This window comes from Sphingorhabdus sp. (genome assembly GCF_044357595.1).
Taxonomy (GTDB): Bacteria; Pseudomonadota; Alphaproteobacteria; order Sphingomonadales; family Sphingomonadaceae; genus Sphingorhabdus_B.
The window spans coordinates 1-15,132 of record NZ_JBIKPH010000050.1 but is presented as its reverse complement, the minus strand read 5'-3'; the positions used below and the strand labels follow the sequence as shown (position 1 = coordinate 15,132).

Here is a 15,132-nt window from a genome sequence, read left to right as displayed (position 1 = left end):
AAGACCTTGTCGTCCTTCCATTCATCCCATGTTTCAAGGTTGAGCGACGACAGGCAGCAAACGGCTGTCCGGTCATTACCCAAATGGTCACGACCAGTTGGTAAGGTGATTTCCGAACACAGGTTCGAAGTCGAGACTTTAAGGCCGAGATCACGGTGATGCTTTGGCATCGCGTTGTTCACGGTGTCGCTGAAGATAATATATGGCTCGCCCGTTGCAAGACGGGTTTCGACAAGCTTCTGGAACAAGGACCTTGCATCGACCGTGCTACGCACTTCGCCCGTCTTTGGACTACGCAGGTTGAATTCTTCGCCAGCGCGCACCGCTTCCATAAACTCGTCGGAAAGCAGGACGCCATGGTGCAGGTTCAACGCCTTACGGTTGAAGTCGCCCGATGGCTTCCGGATTTCGAGGAACTCCTCGATTTCGGGGTGGCTGACATCAAGATAGCAAGCTGCTGAGCCGCGACGCAGCGAGCCTTGCGAAATCGCAAGCGTTAGGCTGTCCATCACGCGGACAAAAGGAATGATGCCGCTTGTCTTGCCGTTCAAGCCAACGGGCTCACCAATGCCACGGACATTGCCCCAATAGGTTCCGATACCGCCGCCGCGCGAAGCAAGCCAGACATTTTCATTCCATGTGTTAACGATGCCTTCAAGGCTGTCGTCGACCGAATTCAAATAGCAGCTGATCGGCAGGCCGCGACCCGTTCCGCCGTTCGACAATACAGGCGTTGCCGGCATGAACCAAAGGCGCGAGATATAATCATACAGACGCTGCGCGTGCGCTTCGTCATCGGAATAGGCGGATGCAACGCGCGCAAACAGGTCTTGGTAACTCTCACCTGGCAACAAATACCGGTCCTGCAACGTGTCTTTGCCGAACTCGGTCAGTAACGCGTCACGCGACGAATCGGTGACCACATTAAAACGGCGCGCGTCGACAGTATTGCTGGAGGCACCTTTCTTGGTTTCAGCTATCTCCGCTTTCGCCGCCTCAGCTACCTTTTCAAGCACTTCTGTCATCATTCCTGCGGTCATGTCGTCGGCCCCTTGGCCTGTGTCCCTGAAATCCATTTTAACCTGTAGCTCCATTCATTGCGGCGACCCCAAGCTGATTGCCGGTTATCCGGCATTCAGCGACCTGCTGTATCTTTACGGAAACCGATGTTCCCATGTTGTTCGACTCAGGGCGCGAAACTCCTTCTTAACATTCTTTGGCCTTAATCAGGGGGGTATTTTAACTTGTCCCCAGCTTATCGACGGGTAAAATCCCCATGCCGACAGAATTGCATCCTGCAGCTTGAAGCACAAATTGTGGTAACGCCCCCTGTTGCCAACCGCTACCTATAGTGCCTTATTCATTTTGAGACGCAAGAGGGTAAATTAAAAATTAGGACCTCAACTCGTCGCTAATGTGATTCCGTTCGTCGTAGCCAAAGACGTAGTGCCGTACAGCGACGCACGGATCTTCTAAGTAATATGCACAGCGCAAGATGAAAAATCGCGCCAAGCAAATATTTTTCGACCAAAATGAATATAATGCGTGGCGGCCCTGATCCGATGTTACCCCCGTGCTTGCAAGGTAGGATTTGCGGCGCCCGGTCCGGCTGCCTCATGGTCAACTGACCTGCGGTAGAAGGCAAAGACATTAGCCATATGCGCGACGGCGTAGTTCTTGGACGGTTCGCTTCCGAATGGCGCTTGAATAGGTGGAGTAGCACGTTAATGGTTTGGCATATCTAGAATGCAGGGGCCAATATGACCGTAATCATCCGCAATGCAGATTTGATCGAGAGCGTCGCCGACGCGTTGCAATATATCAGTTACTTCCACCCCATGGATTATATCCGCGCGCTGGGTGACGCTTATGAGGCCGAGCAATCTTCAGCAGCCAAAGACGCCATCGCGCAGATTCTGACCAACAGCCGAATGTGTGCAGAGGGGCATCGGCCCCTTTGCCAAGATACTGGCATCGTCAATGTCTTCGTAAAATGGGGCATGGACTGCCATTTGGAGAATACTTCCGCATCATTACAGGACGTCATCGACGAAGGCGTCCGCCGCGCCTATTTGCACCCTGAGAATAAACTACGCGCCTCGGTGCTCGCTGACCCTGCGTTCACGCGCCGTAACACCAAAGACAACACGCCGTGCGTTTTGCATGTTGATCTGGTGCCCGGGTCCAAAGTGTCGGTCGATGTGGCTGCCAAAGGCGGCGGCAGCGAGAATAAGTCGAAGTTCAAGATGATGAACCCTTCGGACAATATCGTCGATTGGGTGGTCGAGATGCTGCCGCAAATGGGCGCTGGTTGGTGTCCGCCCGGCATGTTGGGTATAGGCATTGGCGGCACAGCCGAACATTGCGTGCTGCTGGCCAAACAAGCGTTGATGGAGCCCATCGATATGGGACCACTGAAGGCGCGCGGGCCGAAAAATGACATTGAGGCCATGCGCATTGAGATTTTTGACAAGGTCAACGCGCTTGGCATTGGCGCGCAAGGACTTGGCGGGCTTTCGACCATCTTGGATGTAAAGATCATGGATGCGCCTTGCCACGCGGCGGGTAAGCCAGTGGCGATGATACCCAACTGTGCCGCCACGCGCCACGCGCATTTCAAACTTGATGGCAGTGGCCCTGCCTATCTTGAGGCGCCGAAATTGGACGAATGGCCTAAGGTCGATTGGACGCCGGATGCGGCCGCCATTCGGGTTGACCTTGATACGCTGTCGCCAGACGTTGTCGCCGGTTGGAAACAAGGCGACCGCCTATTGCTGAACGGCAAGATGCTAACCGGACGCGACGCAGCGCACAAGCGGATCGCTGATATGCTCGCTAAGGGTGAGGAGTTGCCCGTCAGCTTCAAAGGTCGGATGATCTATTATGTCGGACCCGTCGATCCGGTGGGTGAGGAAATCGTAGGGCCAGCGGGGCCAACAACTGCCACGCGCATGGACAAGTTCATGGACATGATGCTTGAGCAAGGCCTGCTCGCATGCGTCGGTAAGGCCGAGCGCGGCCCGGCCGCCACCCAAGCTATTGCTAAGCACAAAAGCGCATATCTCATGGCAGTTGGTGGTGCAGCCTATCTCGTGGCACGTGCGATCAAAGGCAGTAAAGTGGTTGGCTTTGCCGACTTGGGCATGGAAGCGATTTACGAATTTGAAGTGCAGGACTTCCCGGTGACAGTCGCGGTCGATAGCGACGGCAACAACGTCCACCAATTGGCACCGGCCTATTGGCAAAAGCGGATCAAGGATGAAGGATTGTTGGAAGGGGCCTAGAGGCTAAGCGTCTTAAAGCGTCGCTGGTTGACATTGGTCTCTACTGCGCCTGTTATCGCTAGGCATGCCAAAGGATACACCACAGCGCCAAAGTTTCTTATCCCGCCTTGGACCCGGACTGATCACCGGTGCGGCAGATGATGACCCTTCGGGCATCGGCACGCATAGCCAAGTAGGCGCGCAATTTGGTTACGGGTTAAGCTGGACGTTCCTTTTCAGCTTTCCGTTGATGGTCGCCATTCAGGAGGTCGCCGCGCAAATCGGGCGCGTGACTGGGGCAGGGATCGCGCGCAACTTGCGCCGCCATTATCCCCGACCTTTGCTTGTGCTGATGGTCGGGCTTTTGCTGATTGCCAACATCGTTAATCTGGGTGCTGACTTGGCGGCCATGGGCGCGGCGGTTGGTTTGCTGATTGGTGGCCCCTTATGGCTTTACACGCTGTTGTTCGGCGCCTTCTGCGTAATCGTTGAGGTTTGGCTGTCCTATGAGCGATATGCGTCGGTTCTTAAGTGGGCGACTTTATCGCTTTTTGCCTATGTTGCCGTTGTGATTGTGGCGCATGTCCCTTGGGGAGAGGCACTTACCTCGCTGGTGGTTCCGCGGATCGAGTATACGGGTGCTTACGCAACCGCTGTCGTCGCGATATTGGGCACGACCATCAGCCCTTATCTGTTTTTCTGGCAGGCCAGTCAGGAGATTGAGGAGCAGAAACTACATAAGGCAAAACCATTGTGCATCACGCCAAAGGACGCAGGGCCGGAGCTAAAACGCATTCGAATCGATACGCTAACGGGTATGGGATTCAGTTCGATTGTCTCGCTGGCAATTGTCTTTGCTACCGCCGCGACGCTCCATGCCAATGGCGTGCGTGACATTGAAACGTCGGCGCAGGCAGCCGAAGCATTGCGCCCAATTGCCGGAAATTTTGCCTTTGCGCTGTTCGCTCTGGGTATTATCGGCACTGGCCTGCTTGCTGTGCCAGTGTTAGCGGGATCAGCGGCTTATGCGGTGACCGAAATGTTTGGAATCGCCTCTAGCCTTGATGCGCAGCCGACAAAGGCGCGATTGTTTTACGGAACGATCGCCGTCACAACGATGCTTGGCGTATCCTTGCAATATGTAGGCATCGACCCTGCGCGCGCGCTTTACTGGGCTGCGGTTGTCAACGGCGTCCTTGCCGCGCCTTTAATGGTCATGATGATGCTTATTGTCCGCAATCCGCGCGCGATGGGGCGCCTCACATTAGGACCGCGCGCGACGATTACCGGGTGGTTTGCAACCCTCGTGATGGCGGGCGCAACGATCATATTTTTCGCCGCGCTGTAAGTTTGCAAACGCCTAGTTTTTAGGCGGTGCAGGCGATTTCTTGCTTGGCTTCTTGGCCTCGGGCAACGAATCCATAAACTCTAGATCCGCAAGATTGATATCCGCGTTGCACCTTTTGCCCCTCAGGACATCAATCTCTGCCTGCCGCCTCTTCAAGTAGTATTCGCGCATCGCGGCATAAGGGTTCCCGCTTTGCTGAATGCGCGTCAGGATTTCGTCGTTCTCAACGCGGTCGTCGATGGAAGAGAGCACACCCTTGCTTGCTGATACCAATGGATTTGTAAAAGGCTTGCCTACGGCCGCCGGAAGCAGCGAAAGATCAGCAATACGTCCGACGACGTCCCGAAGGGTGGTGGACCCGATTAAAGGCAGAAACAGATACGGTCCGGGACCGACGCCATAATAGCCCAAAGTGTCGGCAAGACCATTGGACCGGCGCGGGAGTTTGAAAGGCTTTTTCTCGGCAACGTCAAACAGCCCCGCAACACCGACTGTCGAGTTGATGGTGAACCGTCCCACGGTCTCTACAGCCTTGGCAATTTTGAGCTGAAGCAGGAAGTTCAGAAGCACGATCGGCTCGTCGAGATTATTCAGAGCGTTGTGTATTCCGTCTCGGATCGGCTCAGGCAAGCCTCTCTGATACCCATAAGCAACGGGCGCGACAAAGGCTTCATCGACAGCTTGCACAGCGACGAATGATACCTCATTCACGACGGCAATCGGATCGCCACGTGGCGGACCCTGCCTTGCAGTAACGACAATCGTGTTAAGGTCGATGGCGGCCGGCGCTGCCATATCAATTGCCGCCGTCGGCTTGGTGAGCGCAACGACTGTCTCGCTTGGCGTTGCCGCAGTTGGTTGCGCTTCGGTCGTTGTTGAGGGCGTTGTATTGGTGATAGCTCCCGAGCCAGTTATCGCAGTATCAACGGCGATATTGCGGCTGGGGTGCTCAAGAGGTAGTTGAGTTGGCACGCTGACGGCTGATGCGACGCTTACCACTTCCACGGCGCTGCCTAAATCGCGCACTGGGGGACACTGCGGCGAACCGGAAAGTATCGCAATAACCACAATATTGGTAATGCTCAACTGCTGCCCCTCCTAATGATATCCGAAGAGCGAAGGCCTCTCCAAAGATAAGCCGTCGTCTCAAAACCGCTACGAACGGCCTACAATATGCGGGTTACTTCGAATTAAATGAACAATTTCTGTATGGCCTCGCGCGTCGTTTCCGATTGCAACACCATTTTTTAATTTAACGAGCATGGCGTCTGTGCGAGCGCAAACCGTTTTGCACTGGGCTATTGCGCAGGCCCTTGCCCTTGCTGAGCCTGCATCTGCGCATCAATCTGTTGCTGGATTTCAGGAGGCAGGCCTTGCGGTTCGCCACCACCTTGTCCACCGGCAGCTGCGCCTTGCTGCTTCTGCATCTCCTGCATCTGCTTTTGCATGGCCTCTATTTCGGCGCGAGATTTGAACTCAAGCAGTTCGACGTCGAAGGTCAGCTCGCTGCCGCCAGGAATGGCGACCTGGCCCGTCTGTGGGTTGCGTTGGTCTTCGAGCCCGTACCCAAGCTCGGCTGGGATCCAGAGGCGATATTTGCCGCCGCGCTGCATAATCTTCAGGCCTTCGGAAAAGCCAGGAACCACGCCGGTGACGGGAAAGCCGGCTTGCGGGTTTTGGTCGAAGACGGTGCCGTTTTTCAACATGCCCTTGTAGCTTACCAAAACAACGTCATTGTCGGAAGGTTTTGGGCCTTCGCCGGTTTTAATGATCTTATAACGCAGGCCTGACGGCGTCGTTACGACGTCGCCGAATTCCTGCCGTACGTCGTTGGTTCCCCAATACGCAAGGCCACTACCGGCGGCGAGAACCAACGCAATCGCGGCCCAATATTTGGTGAGCGAGCCTTTTTTGATCGGCTGGATCGGAACGGCAGTTATAGACATACAAAATTCCTGTTGGCTAAGTTGCACGCTGACTAGCAGAAAGCAGCGCGGATTCTAGACACAAAAAAAGCGCCGGTAAAAGGCGCCTTCCTTGTAACAAGTCGCAAAGGCTTATTTCGCCCCGTCACGTTCCTGTTGCTTGCGCTCCATCTTGCGGGCACGCCGCACCGCAGCAGCCTTTTCACGCGCCCGCTTTTCCGATGGCTTTTCAAAATGACGACGCAGTTTCATTTCGCGATAGACGCCTTCACGCTGCAACTTCTTCTTAAGCGCGCGTAGGGCTTGATCAACATTATTGTCGCGAACCATGATTTGCATAAAAAACTCAACTCCGCATCGAATCGGCAAAATGGCTTAAAACGGCCACTTTGAAAGGCTAAAAACGAAAATCGCCGCGTTCACAGGCGGCGTGTTGCTGTGCCCTCTAAATAGGTCGGTCCTAAATATCAAGCGGAAACGGCGCTTTTATGGGCGCCGTTGCTGTTTGTCAGCCCTTCTTGCTATCGCCTAACACTTGCCCTCGCGCAATGTTCGTTTCATAATGCAACGCAACGAATGAGTAGGAGAGAGCGCATGGCCACCCAGGTAAAGTCAAACAGCAAATATAGCGAAGCGGAATGGACTACGCGGCAGGAGCTTGCTGCCTGTTATCGGATATTTGCGATGTTTGGTTGGGATGAGCTGGTTTTTAACCATATTACGGTCAAGGTGCCTGACGAAGACGGTGCGTTTTTGATTAATCCTTATGGCATGCACTTCGGTGAGATAACCGCATCGAGCCTTATTAAAATCGACATTGATGGCAACAAGATTGACGTCGACAATCCATGGCACGTGAACAAGGCGGGCTTTGTCCAGCATAGCCTGTTTCACCGGACTTTGCCCGACGCGCATGCGATCATCCACACCCATACCACCGCGACTGTGGCCGTTTGCAGCCTTGAAGGTGGGTTGCAGCCCGTGAATTTCTATGCCTGCAACTTCATGGGGCAGTTGGCGTATCATGATTTTGAAGGCGTTACGGTGCGTGAGGAAGAAGGGGTGCGCCTTATTGAACATCTGGGCGACAAGCGGATATTGATGCTGCGCAACCACGGCCCTGTCGTTATGGGCAAGACGCTGCCTGATGCATTTATCAAATATTGGGCGCTGCAACGGGCTTGCGAGCATCAGATGGCGACACTTCAAATGGGCAAACCGATAACGGTGTCGCCTGAAGTCATCGCCGTGCACCAGCGCGATTTGTATATGGCGTCGCCCCCCGGTGGGTCGGGCCGCGTTGAATTTGACGCTATGGTCCGCAAAGCTGAACAGATCGACAAAAGCTGGCGGGATTAATTCGGGCCTGAAACATCACCCGTTCGCAGGGAACGTTGGCGATAACGACATTCCCCTCCCGCTTGCGGAGGAGGTTAGGGACGGGTAACGGGAGACCATGACCAAATTCACCGTCAACGACCGTCCCGTTCAGTACAAAATGGACCCGCAAACGCCATTGTTATGGGCGTTGCGTGATGCGTCTAACCTGACGGGCACCAAATATGGTTGCGGTACCGGCGATTGCGGTGCGTGTATGGTCGAAATCGACGGTGAATCGATCCGCTCTTGCCTTGTGACTATAGCTGAGGCTGAAGGGCGCTTCGTCACCACTATTGAGGGCCTCAGCCGAGACCGAAGCCACCCTTTGCAACAGGCGTTTGTCGCAAGCAACGTCCCGCAATGCGGCTTCTGCATTCCTGGCGTCATCATGGCTGCATCGGTGCTGCTGAAGAAAAGCAACAATCCGACCGACGGCGAGATTGATGCAGCGATCACCAATTTATGCCGGTGCGGCATTTACCCGCGTTTGCGCGATGCGATCAAACGCGCTGGCCGTGTGATGCGCGGCGAAGAAAGGATCGCTGCTGCCCCGCCGCCGGGCATAACACCGGAAGACGCGGCACGCGCTGTGCCGGCCTTAAGGGTGCCGGAGTAAGGGATTAGCCCTGCAGCTCAATATCCCAATACAACCAGTCGTGCCATGTTTCATGCAGATGGTTCGGCGGGAATGCGCGGCCGCGGTCCTGCAATTGCCAACTTGTTGGCCGGATTGCTGCCATATTCAATTGCATATGCGCTTGCTTCGGCGTGCGGCCACCTTTTTTGAGGTTGCAGTGCAAGCACGCCGTGGTCACATTTTCCCAACTGGTGATCCCGCCCAAGCGGCGCGGAACGATATGATCGAAAGTCAGATTGTCACCCGATCCGCAATATTGGCATTCAAACTTGTCACGCAGGAACAGGTTAAAGCGGGTGAATGCTGGGTATTCCGAAGGTTTCACATATTGGCGCAGCGCAATGACGGACGGAATTTTCATGTCCAGGTTTGGACTGTGCACATGCCGGTCGTAATTCGAAACGATGTCCACCTTGTCGAGGAATACGGCCTTGATCGCTGTCTGCCAGGGCCATAGGCTCAGCGGATAATAGCTTAATGGCGTATAATCGGCGTTTAGTACCAGCGCAGGGCAATTCTCCGGGTGCCTAGCCCGGCCAGCGGCCTCGAAAGTTCCGGTATGCAACATAAGTAGAACCCTAATCCTCTTTTGTCATACATGCTTTAAGCGTATCAGCATTACAGCAATCTGACACTTTCCAACCTATTTGCACATATTGTGACGTCAAGGGGTTAAAGGCACCGGATATAGTATAATTGGGGATAATTTTTTGGCGGCGCGGGACTTTGTAGATCAATATTTGCCTCAAATTACCAGTCCGCATGGCAAGGTAGTGACGAGGTTTGCGCCGAGTCCCAACGGGCAGCTACATCTGGGGCACGCCTTTTCTGGGCTTTGTGCGCATGATTTTGCTAGGACTTTTGGTGGTGCGTTCCATCTGCGCATTGAGGATATTGACGGTACGCGCAGTAGGCCGGAGCATATTGAAGCTATCATCTCGGATATGGATTGGCTTGGGCTCGCGCCTGATGAGGACGCGCAGTTCCAATCTCAGAACATTGCGCGTTACGCGGCAGCCCGCGACCGTTTAGCTTCGGTCGGTTTATTGTATCGCTGCGGCTGCACGCGAAGCGATATCGCTGAAGCATTAAAGCATAAGCCAGTGCCGCATGGCCCAGATGGCCCGCATTACCCCGGAACCTGTCGTACGCATCCTTTTGAAGGCAACGCTCCATTTTCATGGCGATTGGATATGGCAAAGGCGTGCGCTTTGGCAGGGTCCCTAACATGGACAGATTTGGCGGCGGGGCAGCAATATGCCGACCCCATGGCTTTTGGCGATGTGGTGTTGTGGCGGAAGGATGCGCCGGCTTCCTATCATCTTGCCGCAACTATAGATGACGCCGCCAGCGGCATTACGCACGTGGTCCGCGGCAAAGATTTGTTTGCCTATACCGCCGTCCATCGGCTGCTTCAGCATCTTCTTGATCTGCCGGAGCCAGTGTATTGGCACCATCCGCTGTTGCTTGATAGCAACGGGGAGAAGCTGGCAAAGAGCAAGTCATCGCCTGCTTTATCTGTCAGGCGCTGGGCCGGTGAAAACGGGCCCAAACTTATTGATAATTTGCGTCAAGGAACGCTTATGCTTGGAACTTCGTTATCTGATGCCTAGATAGGCTCAGCGGGGTATTGGCCTCGGACAAGGATTTCTCCTAATGACAATATTGTTGGTTCTCCTCATCATTGGCGCGGCGGGCGCCGTCGCCTTCGCGCTTATCCGCGGGCTGCACGCTTTTGCGAACTTGCGTCCGGCGGACGTGGATGAAGCCGGTCTGCCTAAGTCACTCACGGTGCAGAACAAGATGATGTTTGCGCGCGTGAAGTGGCAGGCGATCACCATTGCACTGATCGCCATATTGGTGCTCGTTGCCGGATCGCAGTAAGCCCGTCTTATGGTCAAGTTGAACAAGATTTACACACGTACCGGAGACGACGGCACCACCGGGTTAGTCGATGGCTCACGCGTCTCGAAAACCGCGTCGCGGTTGCATGCCATTGGCGAAGTTGATGAGACAAACTCTGCGCTTGGTGTAGCAATTCAGTCGCTCGCCGCCGATGAAGGTCAATCGCCCTTGGTAATCGAGTTGCGCCGCATTCAAAATGACTTGTTTGACCTCGGCGCCGACATCGCGACGCCAGGAGAGAGTTTTGAGCCCTCACCTATGGAATTGCGCATAGTTGCGTCACAGGTCGAATGGCTTGAGGCGGCGATTGATAATGCTAATGCGCAACTTCCGCCGCTTACCAGTTTCATCCTGCCGGGTGGCAGCGTACCTGCTGCGTATATGCACATGGCGCGGGTGACTACGCGCCGTGCGGAACGTGCATTGGTCGCAGCATCGCTTGATGTGGCGATTAACCCGCAGGCGCTGAATTATCTCAACCGCTTATCGGATTATCTTTTTACACTATGCAGGTTGATTAACGCGTCGCGTGGCGGCGACATTCTGTGGGTGCCGGGCGCATCGCGTTGACAACAAACTTCAAGGGTCAGTTTTACGATTCTTAAGTTTATGGTAATCGCTGAGCTTCTGTCTCTTTATCGTTTGCGACCACACGGCCCGAGTGCGTCTAAAATGAATTGGTAATCAGCCTCGGCCCGTCCTGCAATCTCGCTACTTGCCGCTTCGATTCGGTCGGCGGGAAGAACATGGGGCAACCCGCACGCGAGGCGATACCATAATAACGTAAAACGTTGCGGCGCGGTTGCCGAGGCGTCAATGACTTCAGCTGTCGATACCGCCCACTGTTTTTGCTGGCCGGGCCGACTGAGCACGGTCAGGGTCAAAGGCTGATCCGTATCCGTTTTGAGAAATATCTGCGTTTCGCCTTCGCCCAACATGGTTCCCACACTGTGAAAGGCGTTTGCAATTGACATAATGCGCCGCGGCGCATTCAATTGAACGGCCTCTTTCGTGATATCACGCACCAGCGCGTCGTTATTGAGGCTGAATGATGCCAGCGCGTTCGGGCGCGACAACTGGATCTCGCCTGGACGATTGACGACTTGTCGCCCGAACAGGAACATGCGCAGCTTTTTTAATTTCGGAATTTTCCCCTTCGTATCTTTTTGCATATCAAGAACGAAACGTACGCGCGGAGTGGTTCCGCCATCGCCGCGAATCAATGCCATAACGTCAGCATTGACGAGCACGCGCTGGAGCGTCGTAGGTACGCCGACGGCTTGGTCTGCGGAAACTTTTTTAACGTCACGCACCGTAACGTCGATTATTAGAGAAGATATTACCACTAAATCGGCAATGTCTGCATAGCTTGCTTGTTCAGCTTCAATGCTAAATTCCGCTGGGGAGACAATCGAGTTTTGCGCTGATACATCGGCGCCAAGTCCCAGAAAAATTAAAAACAAACTTATTCTCGCGTGCATTAATCGCATTAAACTTCCCTTTGTTTGGCCGCCCTTTGACGGCGACTCCACGGTCATCATATTGTAGCATAAAGCCGTACTGTCCATGAATTGTAGGTGAATTGCAGAATCTGGATTGCTTGGCATGATATCGTTGGCTAATGACCCGTGGAATCGAGCAAAAAAAAGAGTTTTCGATATCGCACGGGTAAATAAGAGGCATCTGAAGATATACCTCTTTAATATACTGTTTTGTTTTGAAGGTAGGAGAGTTGTTTCCGCATGGCATATGCAGATCAAGATGGGATGGGCACGAACCGTTTGGTTTCTGTCGTCATTGTACTCCTTCTTCACGCCTTTCTCGGTTATGCCTTGGTGACTGGCCTCGCATATGATGCGGTCATTGCCATCAAGGAAAAAATGACTGTGGTCGACGTGAAAGAAGAAGAGCCACCCGAAGAAGAAGAGCCACCGCCCGAGCCTGAAAAGCAGATCGAGCCTCCGGTTGTCTCGCCTCCGCCGATGGTGGTAACGGTTACGCCGCCGCCAACTATCCGTACTGTCGACACGCCGCCACCTGCGGCGCCGATTGTCCCTACAGCGGCCCCGCCAGCTCTACCTCCACCGCCAGCAGGTCCTACTGCTGAGGCCAAGCCACGGGGTAATGTGGGCAACTGGGCGAATACGAACGATTACCCATCGCGCGCTCTGCAGCAGGAGCGTGAAGGAACAACTGGCTTCCGGGTTACAATCGGGACAGATGGCAAGGTTATTGATTGCTCGGTTACTCAATCGAGTGGTCATGCCGATCTCGACGCAGCAACCTGCACCAATGTTAAGCGCCGTGCGCGCTTTACGCCGGCCGTACGCAACGGTGAGCCCGTTCAAGGTTCCTATTCGAACCGTGTGCGGTGGCAGATACCGAAATAATTTTGTGGCTCGGCACGATTGGAAACCTTCGCACCGGGTTGTTTTTGCTAGTAAGTAGTGTTTTTTGAGAGGTAGTTAAAATGTCGATTTTGTTTTTGACCGCGGCTGGTGCCGCACCTGAGGCCGCCGCGCAATTCGGCCTCATTCCTGCACTTAAAGAAGGCGGCCCGATCTCCATCGCGATTTTCTCGGTGATGGTCATCATGTCGGTTTTCTCATTCTACATCATGTTCACGAAGTTGTTTGAACAGCACAAGGTGTTGAACCAGTATAAGCAGCTGCGTGCCCAATTTTGGCGTGCAGCATCGCTTGAAGAAGGCGCTGCGAAGCTCGATAAGAACAGCGCATATCGGCAAGTTGTCGACGACGGCATCGCGGCACAAAAGCAGCATGGCCTTTTGACTGACCCAGGTGAAGCACATGACTGGATCCACAACGCGCTGGAGCGTTCGAAAGATGCCATCAACAGCAAGTTGTCGACCGGCCTTCCCTTCCTCGCAACGGTGGGCGCAACTGCTCCTTTCGTTGGTCTGCTTGGTACGGTTATCGGGATCTACTCGGCGCTGATCAAAATCGGCATCGCCGGTCAAGCCGACATCGGGAAAATCGCTGGTCCAGTCGGCGAAGCGCTTATCATGACCGCAATCGGTCTGTTCGTTGCTGTGCCTGCCGTCCTTGCCTACAACTGGCTTCAGGCTCGTAACAAGACAATCGCGAGCAGCCTGGCTGTTTTCTCGAATGAGCTTATTGGTTTCATGTCATCGGATGGCCGATTGAAACCAGCTCCAACTGCTGCGGCAGCAGGTAAGCCAGCTCCCGCAGCCGTTAAGAAGTAATATTGGGTGAAGGCTGCGTTTGCGCGCAGCCCATCCGCCAGCATGACGCTGGCGCTCGATTTTTACCCAATTTATTTAGAGAGGATTGGCCAATGGCAATCAGTTCAGGAGGTGGCGGCGGCGGTTTTACGCCAATGTCTGACATTAACACGACGCCGCTTGTCGACGTCATGCTGGTGCTCCTCATAGTGTTCCTCATTGCAATTCCAGTTTCGATCCAATCAGTGAAAATGGATATTCCGGTCATCAAGTTCGAGCCAACCAAGGCAAAGCGTGAAAACGTTTTGTTGTCGGTGACTACAACTGATGTTGCTGGACGTGATCCAGGTGACCCAGCCTATGAAGGTGCAAACCCGAATGGTGAGTGTCGTATTTACTGGAATATCACGCCGGTCGATTCGACCGAATTAGTGGATCGTGCTGCGAAGCATTTGAAGGCTGAGTTTGAAAAGCTGGGTGGCCCAGAAGCTGCCGCTGCCGGACTGATTGAGCCTGATATGCTGCCAGAGGCGCATATTCGGGGTGACATCAATACGCCTTATCGGTGTATCGGTGGTGCGATTTACACCATGCAGATGGCTGGCTTCGCTCGCGTTGGCTTCATTTCGTCGCCATTCGAAAACGCGAATGTCCAGTAAGCAATTTAAGGAACAAACATCATGGCAATGAGTGGCGGTAAAGATGATGGCCAGCCGATGATGGAAATGAACACGACGCCGTTGATCGACGTCATGCTCGTTCTCCTCATCATGCTGATGATCACCATCCCCCCGGTTTCGCACGCCGTTAACATCGACCTTCCGGTCAATGATCCTAACGCACCTCCACCAGAGGTCCCGATTGATCCTGTTATCAACAAGATCATCATCCTTCCGGATAGCACTATTCAATGGAACGGTACGCCGATTACATTGCAGCAGATGGAGCAGTATCTGGTCCGGACGAAATCAATGAGCCCTGAGCCGGAGCTTCAGTTCCAGCCAGCGCCAACGGCGCCGTATGACACCGTTGATAAAGCATTGGTGTCTGTTAAGCGCAGTGGCATTACGAAGTTTGGTTTTGTCGGAAACGAACAATACCGCGTCTTCGGCAAGGCTGCGCGTGAGGGGCGTTAGTCGCTAACGGTTCAAACTGATCAACAAAAAGGCGGTGCAGCGATGCGCCGCCTTTTTTGTATGAGTTAAACTCCCGCAGGGCTGGACTCCTACGCAGAGTGGCTGATATGTTGCTACAGGGTTTTGAAACGCCAATTCCTAAATGGCAACTGTGTCTGCTAAGGCTACGCGCAGGTTACGAGACGCCAAGGTGTACCCGACTGTGGCTATCCCCGAATGCTATTTCCCGTGTGTTAAGCGCGTCATCAATATGGCCGCACGCTTGGCCTGCCGTTTGATGCTCGCAAGGTCTACCGTTTCGCCGGGAGCATGGTCACCCGTGCTGAATGCGCC

17 protein-coding genes are annotated in these 15,132 nt (G+C 54.1%); 11 read left to right on the top strand and 6 right to left on the bottom strand.

What is annotated here, in order from left to right:
- The coding region (locus ACIQ2T_RS06850; protein WP_397590167.1) for a ribonucleotide reductase N-terminal alpha domain-containing protein at positions 1–1,076 on the bottom strand (1,076 nt) is incomplete at its 3' end.
- Between the two features lie 684 nt (positions 1,077–1,760).
- Here ACIQ2T_RS06850 and ACIQ2T_RS06845 point away from each other — a divergent pair.
- Together ACIQ2T_RS06845 and ACIQ2T_RS06840 are read left to right on the top strand one after the other, a co-directional pair.
- Complete coding sequence (locus ACIQ2T_RS06845) at positions 1,761–3,284, top strand: fumarate hydratase (RefSeq protein WP_315470005.1); 1,524 nt, start codon at positions 1,761–1,763, stop codon at positions 3,282–3,284.
- 64 nt (positions 3,285–3,348) lie between these two features.
- A complete protein-coding gene (locus ACIQ2T_RS06840; RefSeq protein WP_397590166.1) occupies positions 3,349–4,611 on the top strand; it encodes an NRAMP family divalent metal transporter in 1,263 nt (420 codons plus the stop codon).
- 12 nt (positions 4,612–4,623) lie between these two features.
- Here the strand turns inward: ACIQ2T_RS06840 and ACIQ2T_RS06835 are convergent, their stop codons facing one another.
- From ACIQ2T_RS06835 to rpsU, 3 genes are all read right to left on the bottom strand, one after another.
- Positions 4,624–5,697 (bottom strand): VacJ family lipoprotein, encoded by a 1,074-nt coding sequence (locus tag ACIQ2T_RS06835; protein WP_397590165.1) that lies wholly within the window; start codon positions 5,695–5,697, stop codon positions 4,624–4,626.
- Positions 5,698–5,909: 212 nt separating this feature from the next.
- Positions 5,910–6,557 (bottom strand): FKBP-type peptidyl-prolyl cis-trans isomerase, encoded by a 648-nt coding sequence (locus ACIQ2T_RS06830; protein ID WP_397590164.1) that lies wholly within the window; start codon positions 6,555–6,557, stop codon positions 5,910–5,912.
- Between the two features lie 111 nt (positions 6,558–6,668).
- Positions 6,669–6,875, bottom strand: a complete 207-nt coding sequence (rpsU, locus tag ACIQ2T_RS06825; protein WP_125231027.1) for a 30S ribosomal protein S21 — start codon at positions 6,873–6,875, stop codon at positions 6,669–6,671.
- A 255-nt stretch (positions 6,876–7,130) separates the two neighbouring features.
- On the opposite strand from rpsU, the gene ACIQ2T_RS06820 reads away from it, so the two are divergent.
- The gene (locus tag ACIQ2T_RS06820; protein WP_397590163.1) at positions 7,131–7,895 is read left to right on the top strand and encodes a class II aldolase/adducin family protein; all 765 of its coding nucleotides are present in this window, start codon (positions 7,131–7,133) and stop codon (positions 7,893–7,895) included.
- Between the two features lie 97 nt (positions 7,896–7,992).
- Positions 7,993–8,532, top strand: coding sequence for a (2Fe-2S)-binding protein (locus ACIQ2T_RS06815; protein WP_397590162.1), 540 nt, complete (start codon positions 7,993–7,995; stop codon positions 8,530–8,532).
- Positions 8,533–8,536: 4 nt separating this feature from the next.
- Here the strand turns inward: ACIQ2T_RS06815 and ACIQ2T_RS06810 are convergent, their stop codons facing one another.
- On the bottom strand, positions 8,537–9,121 hold the full coding sequence (locus tag ACIQ2T_RS06810; protein ID WP_315469998.1) for an HNH endonuclease: 585 nt from the start codon (positions 9,119–9,121) through the stop codon (positions 8,537–8,539).
- A gap of 205 nt (positions 9,122–9,326) precedes the next feature.
- On the opposite strand from ACIQ2T_RS06810, the gene gluQRS reads away from it, so the two are divergent.
- From gluQRS to ACIQ2T_RS06795, 3 genes are read left to right on the top strand one after another with little or no spacing between them, the layout of a single operon-like run.
- Complete coding sequence (gene gluQRS, locus ACIQ2T_RS06805; RefSeq protein ID WP_315477847.1) at positions 9,327–10,166, top strand: tRNA glutamyl-Q(34) synthetase GluQRS; 840 nt, start codon at positions 9,327–9,329, stop codon at positions 10,164–10,166.
- A gap of 43 nt (positions 10,167–10,209) precedes the next feature.
- On the top strand, positions 10,210–10,437 hold the full coding sequence (locus tag ACIQ2T_RS06800) for an HIG1 domain-containing protein (RefSeq protein WP_315469996.1): 228 nt from the start codon (positions 10,210–10,212) through the stop codon (positions 10,435–10,437).
- Between the two features lie 9 nt (positions 10,438–10,446).
- Positions 10,447–11,028: a cob(I)yrinic acid a,c-diamide adenosyltransferase gene (locus ACIQ2T_RS06795; protein ID WP_315469995.1), complete on the top strand. Its 582-nt coding sequence runs from the start codon at positions 10,447–10,449 to the stop codon at positions 11,026–11,028.
- Positions 11,029–11,093: 65 nt separating this feature from the next.
- Here the strand turns inward: ACIQ2T_RS06795 and ACIQ2T_RS06790 are convergent, their stop codons facing one another.
- Entirely contained in the window at positions 11,094–12,065 is a 972-nt protein-coding gene (locus ACIQ2T_RS06790; protein WP_315469994.1) for a hypothetical protein, read from the bottom strand.
- Positions 12,066–12,200: 135 nt separating this feature from the next.
- Between ACIQ2T_RS06790 and ACIQ2T_RS06785 the strand changes: the two genes are divergently transcribed.
- The 4 genes from ACIQ2T_RS06785 to ACIQ2T_RS06770 all read left to right on the top strand — a co-directional run bounded on the left by ACIQ2T_RS06785 (position 12,201) and on the right by ACIQ2T_RS06770 (position 14,799).
- A complete protein-coding gene (locus ACIQ2T_RS06785; RefSeq protein WP_397590161.1) occupies positions 12,201–12,848 on the top strand; it encodes an energy transducer TonB in 648 nt (215 codons plus the stop codon).
- A gap of 80 nt (positions 12,849–12,928) precedes the next feature.
- Entirely contained in the window at positions 12,929–13,684 is a 756-nt protein-coding gene (locus tag ACIQ2T_RS06780; RefSeq protein ID WP_397590160.1) for a MotA/TolQ/ExbB proton channel family protein, read from the top strand.
- Positions 13,685–13,776: 92 nt separating this feature from the next.
- Positions 13,777–14,322, top strand: coding sequence for a biopolymer transporter ExbD (locus ACIQ2T_RS06775; protein WP_315469991.1), 546 nt, complete (start codon positions 13,777–13,779; stop codon positions 14,320–14,322).
- Between the two features lie 21 nt (positions 14,323–14,343).
- Positions 14,344–14,799, top strand: a complete 456-nt coding sequence (locus ACIQ2T_RS06770; protein WP_306064705.1) for a biopolymer transporter ExbD — start codon at positions 14,344–14,346, stop codon at positions 14,797–14,799.
- The last annotated feature ends 333 nt before the right edge of the window (positions 14,800–15,132 follow it).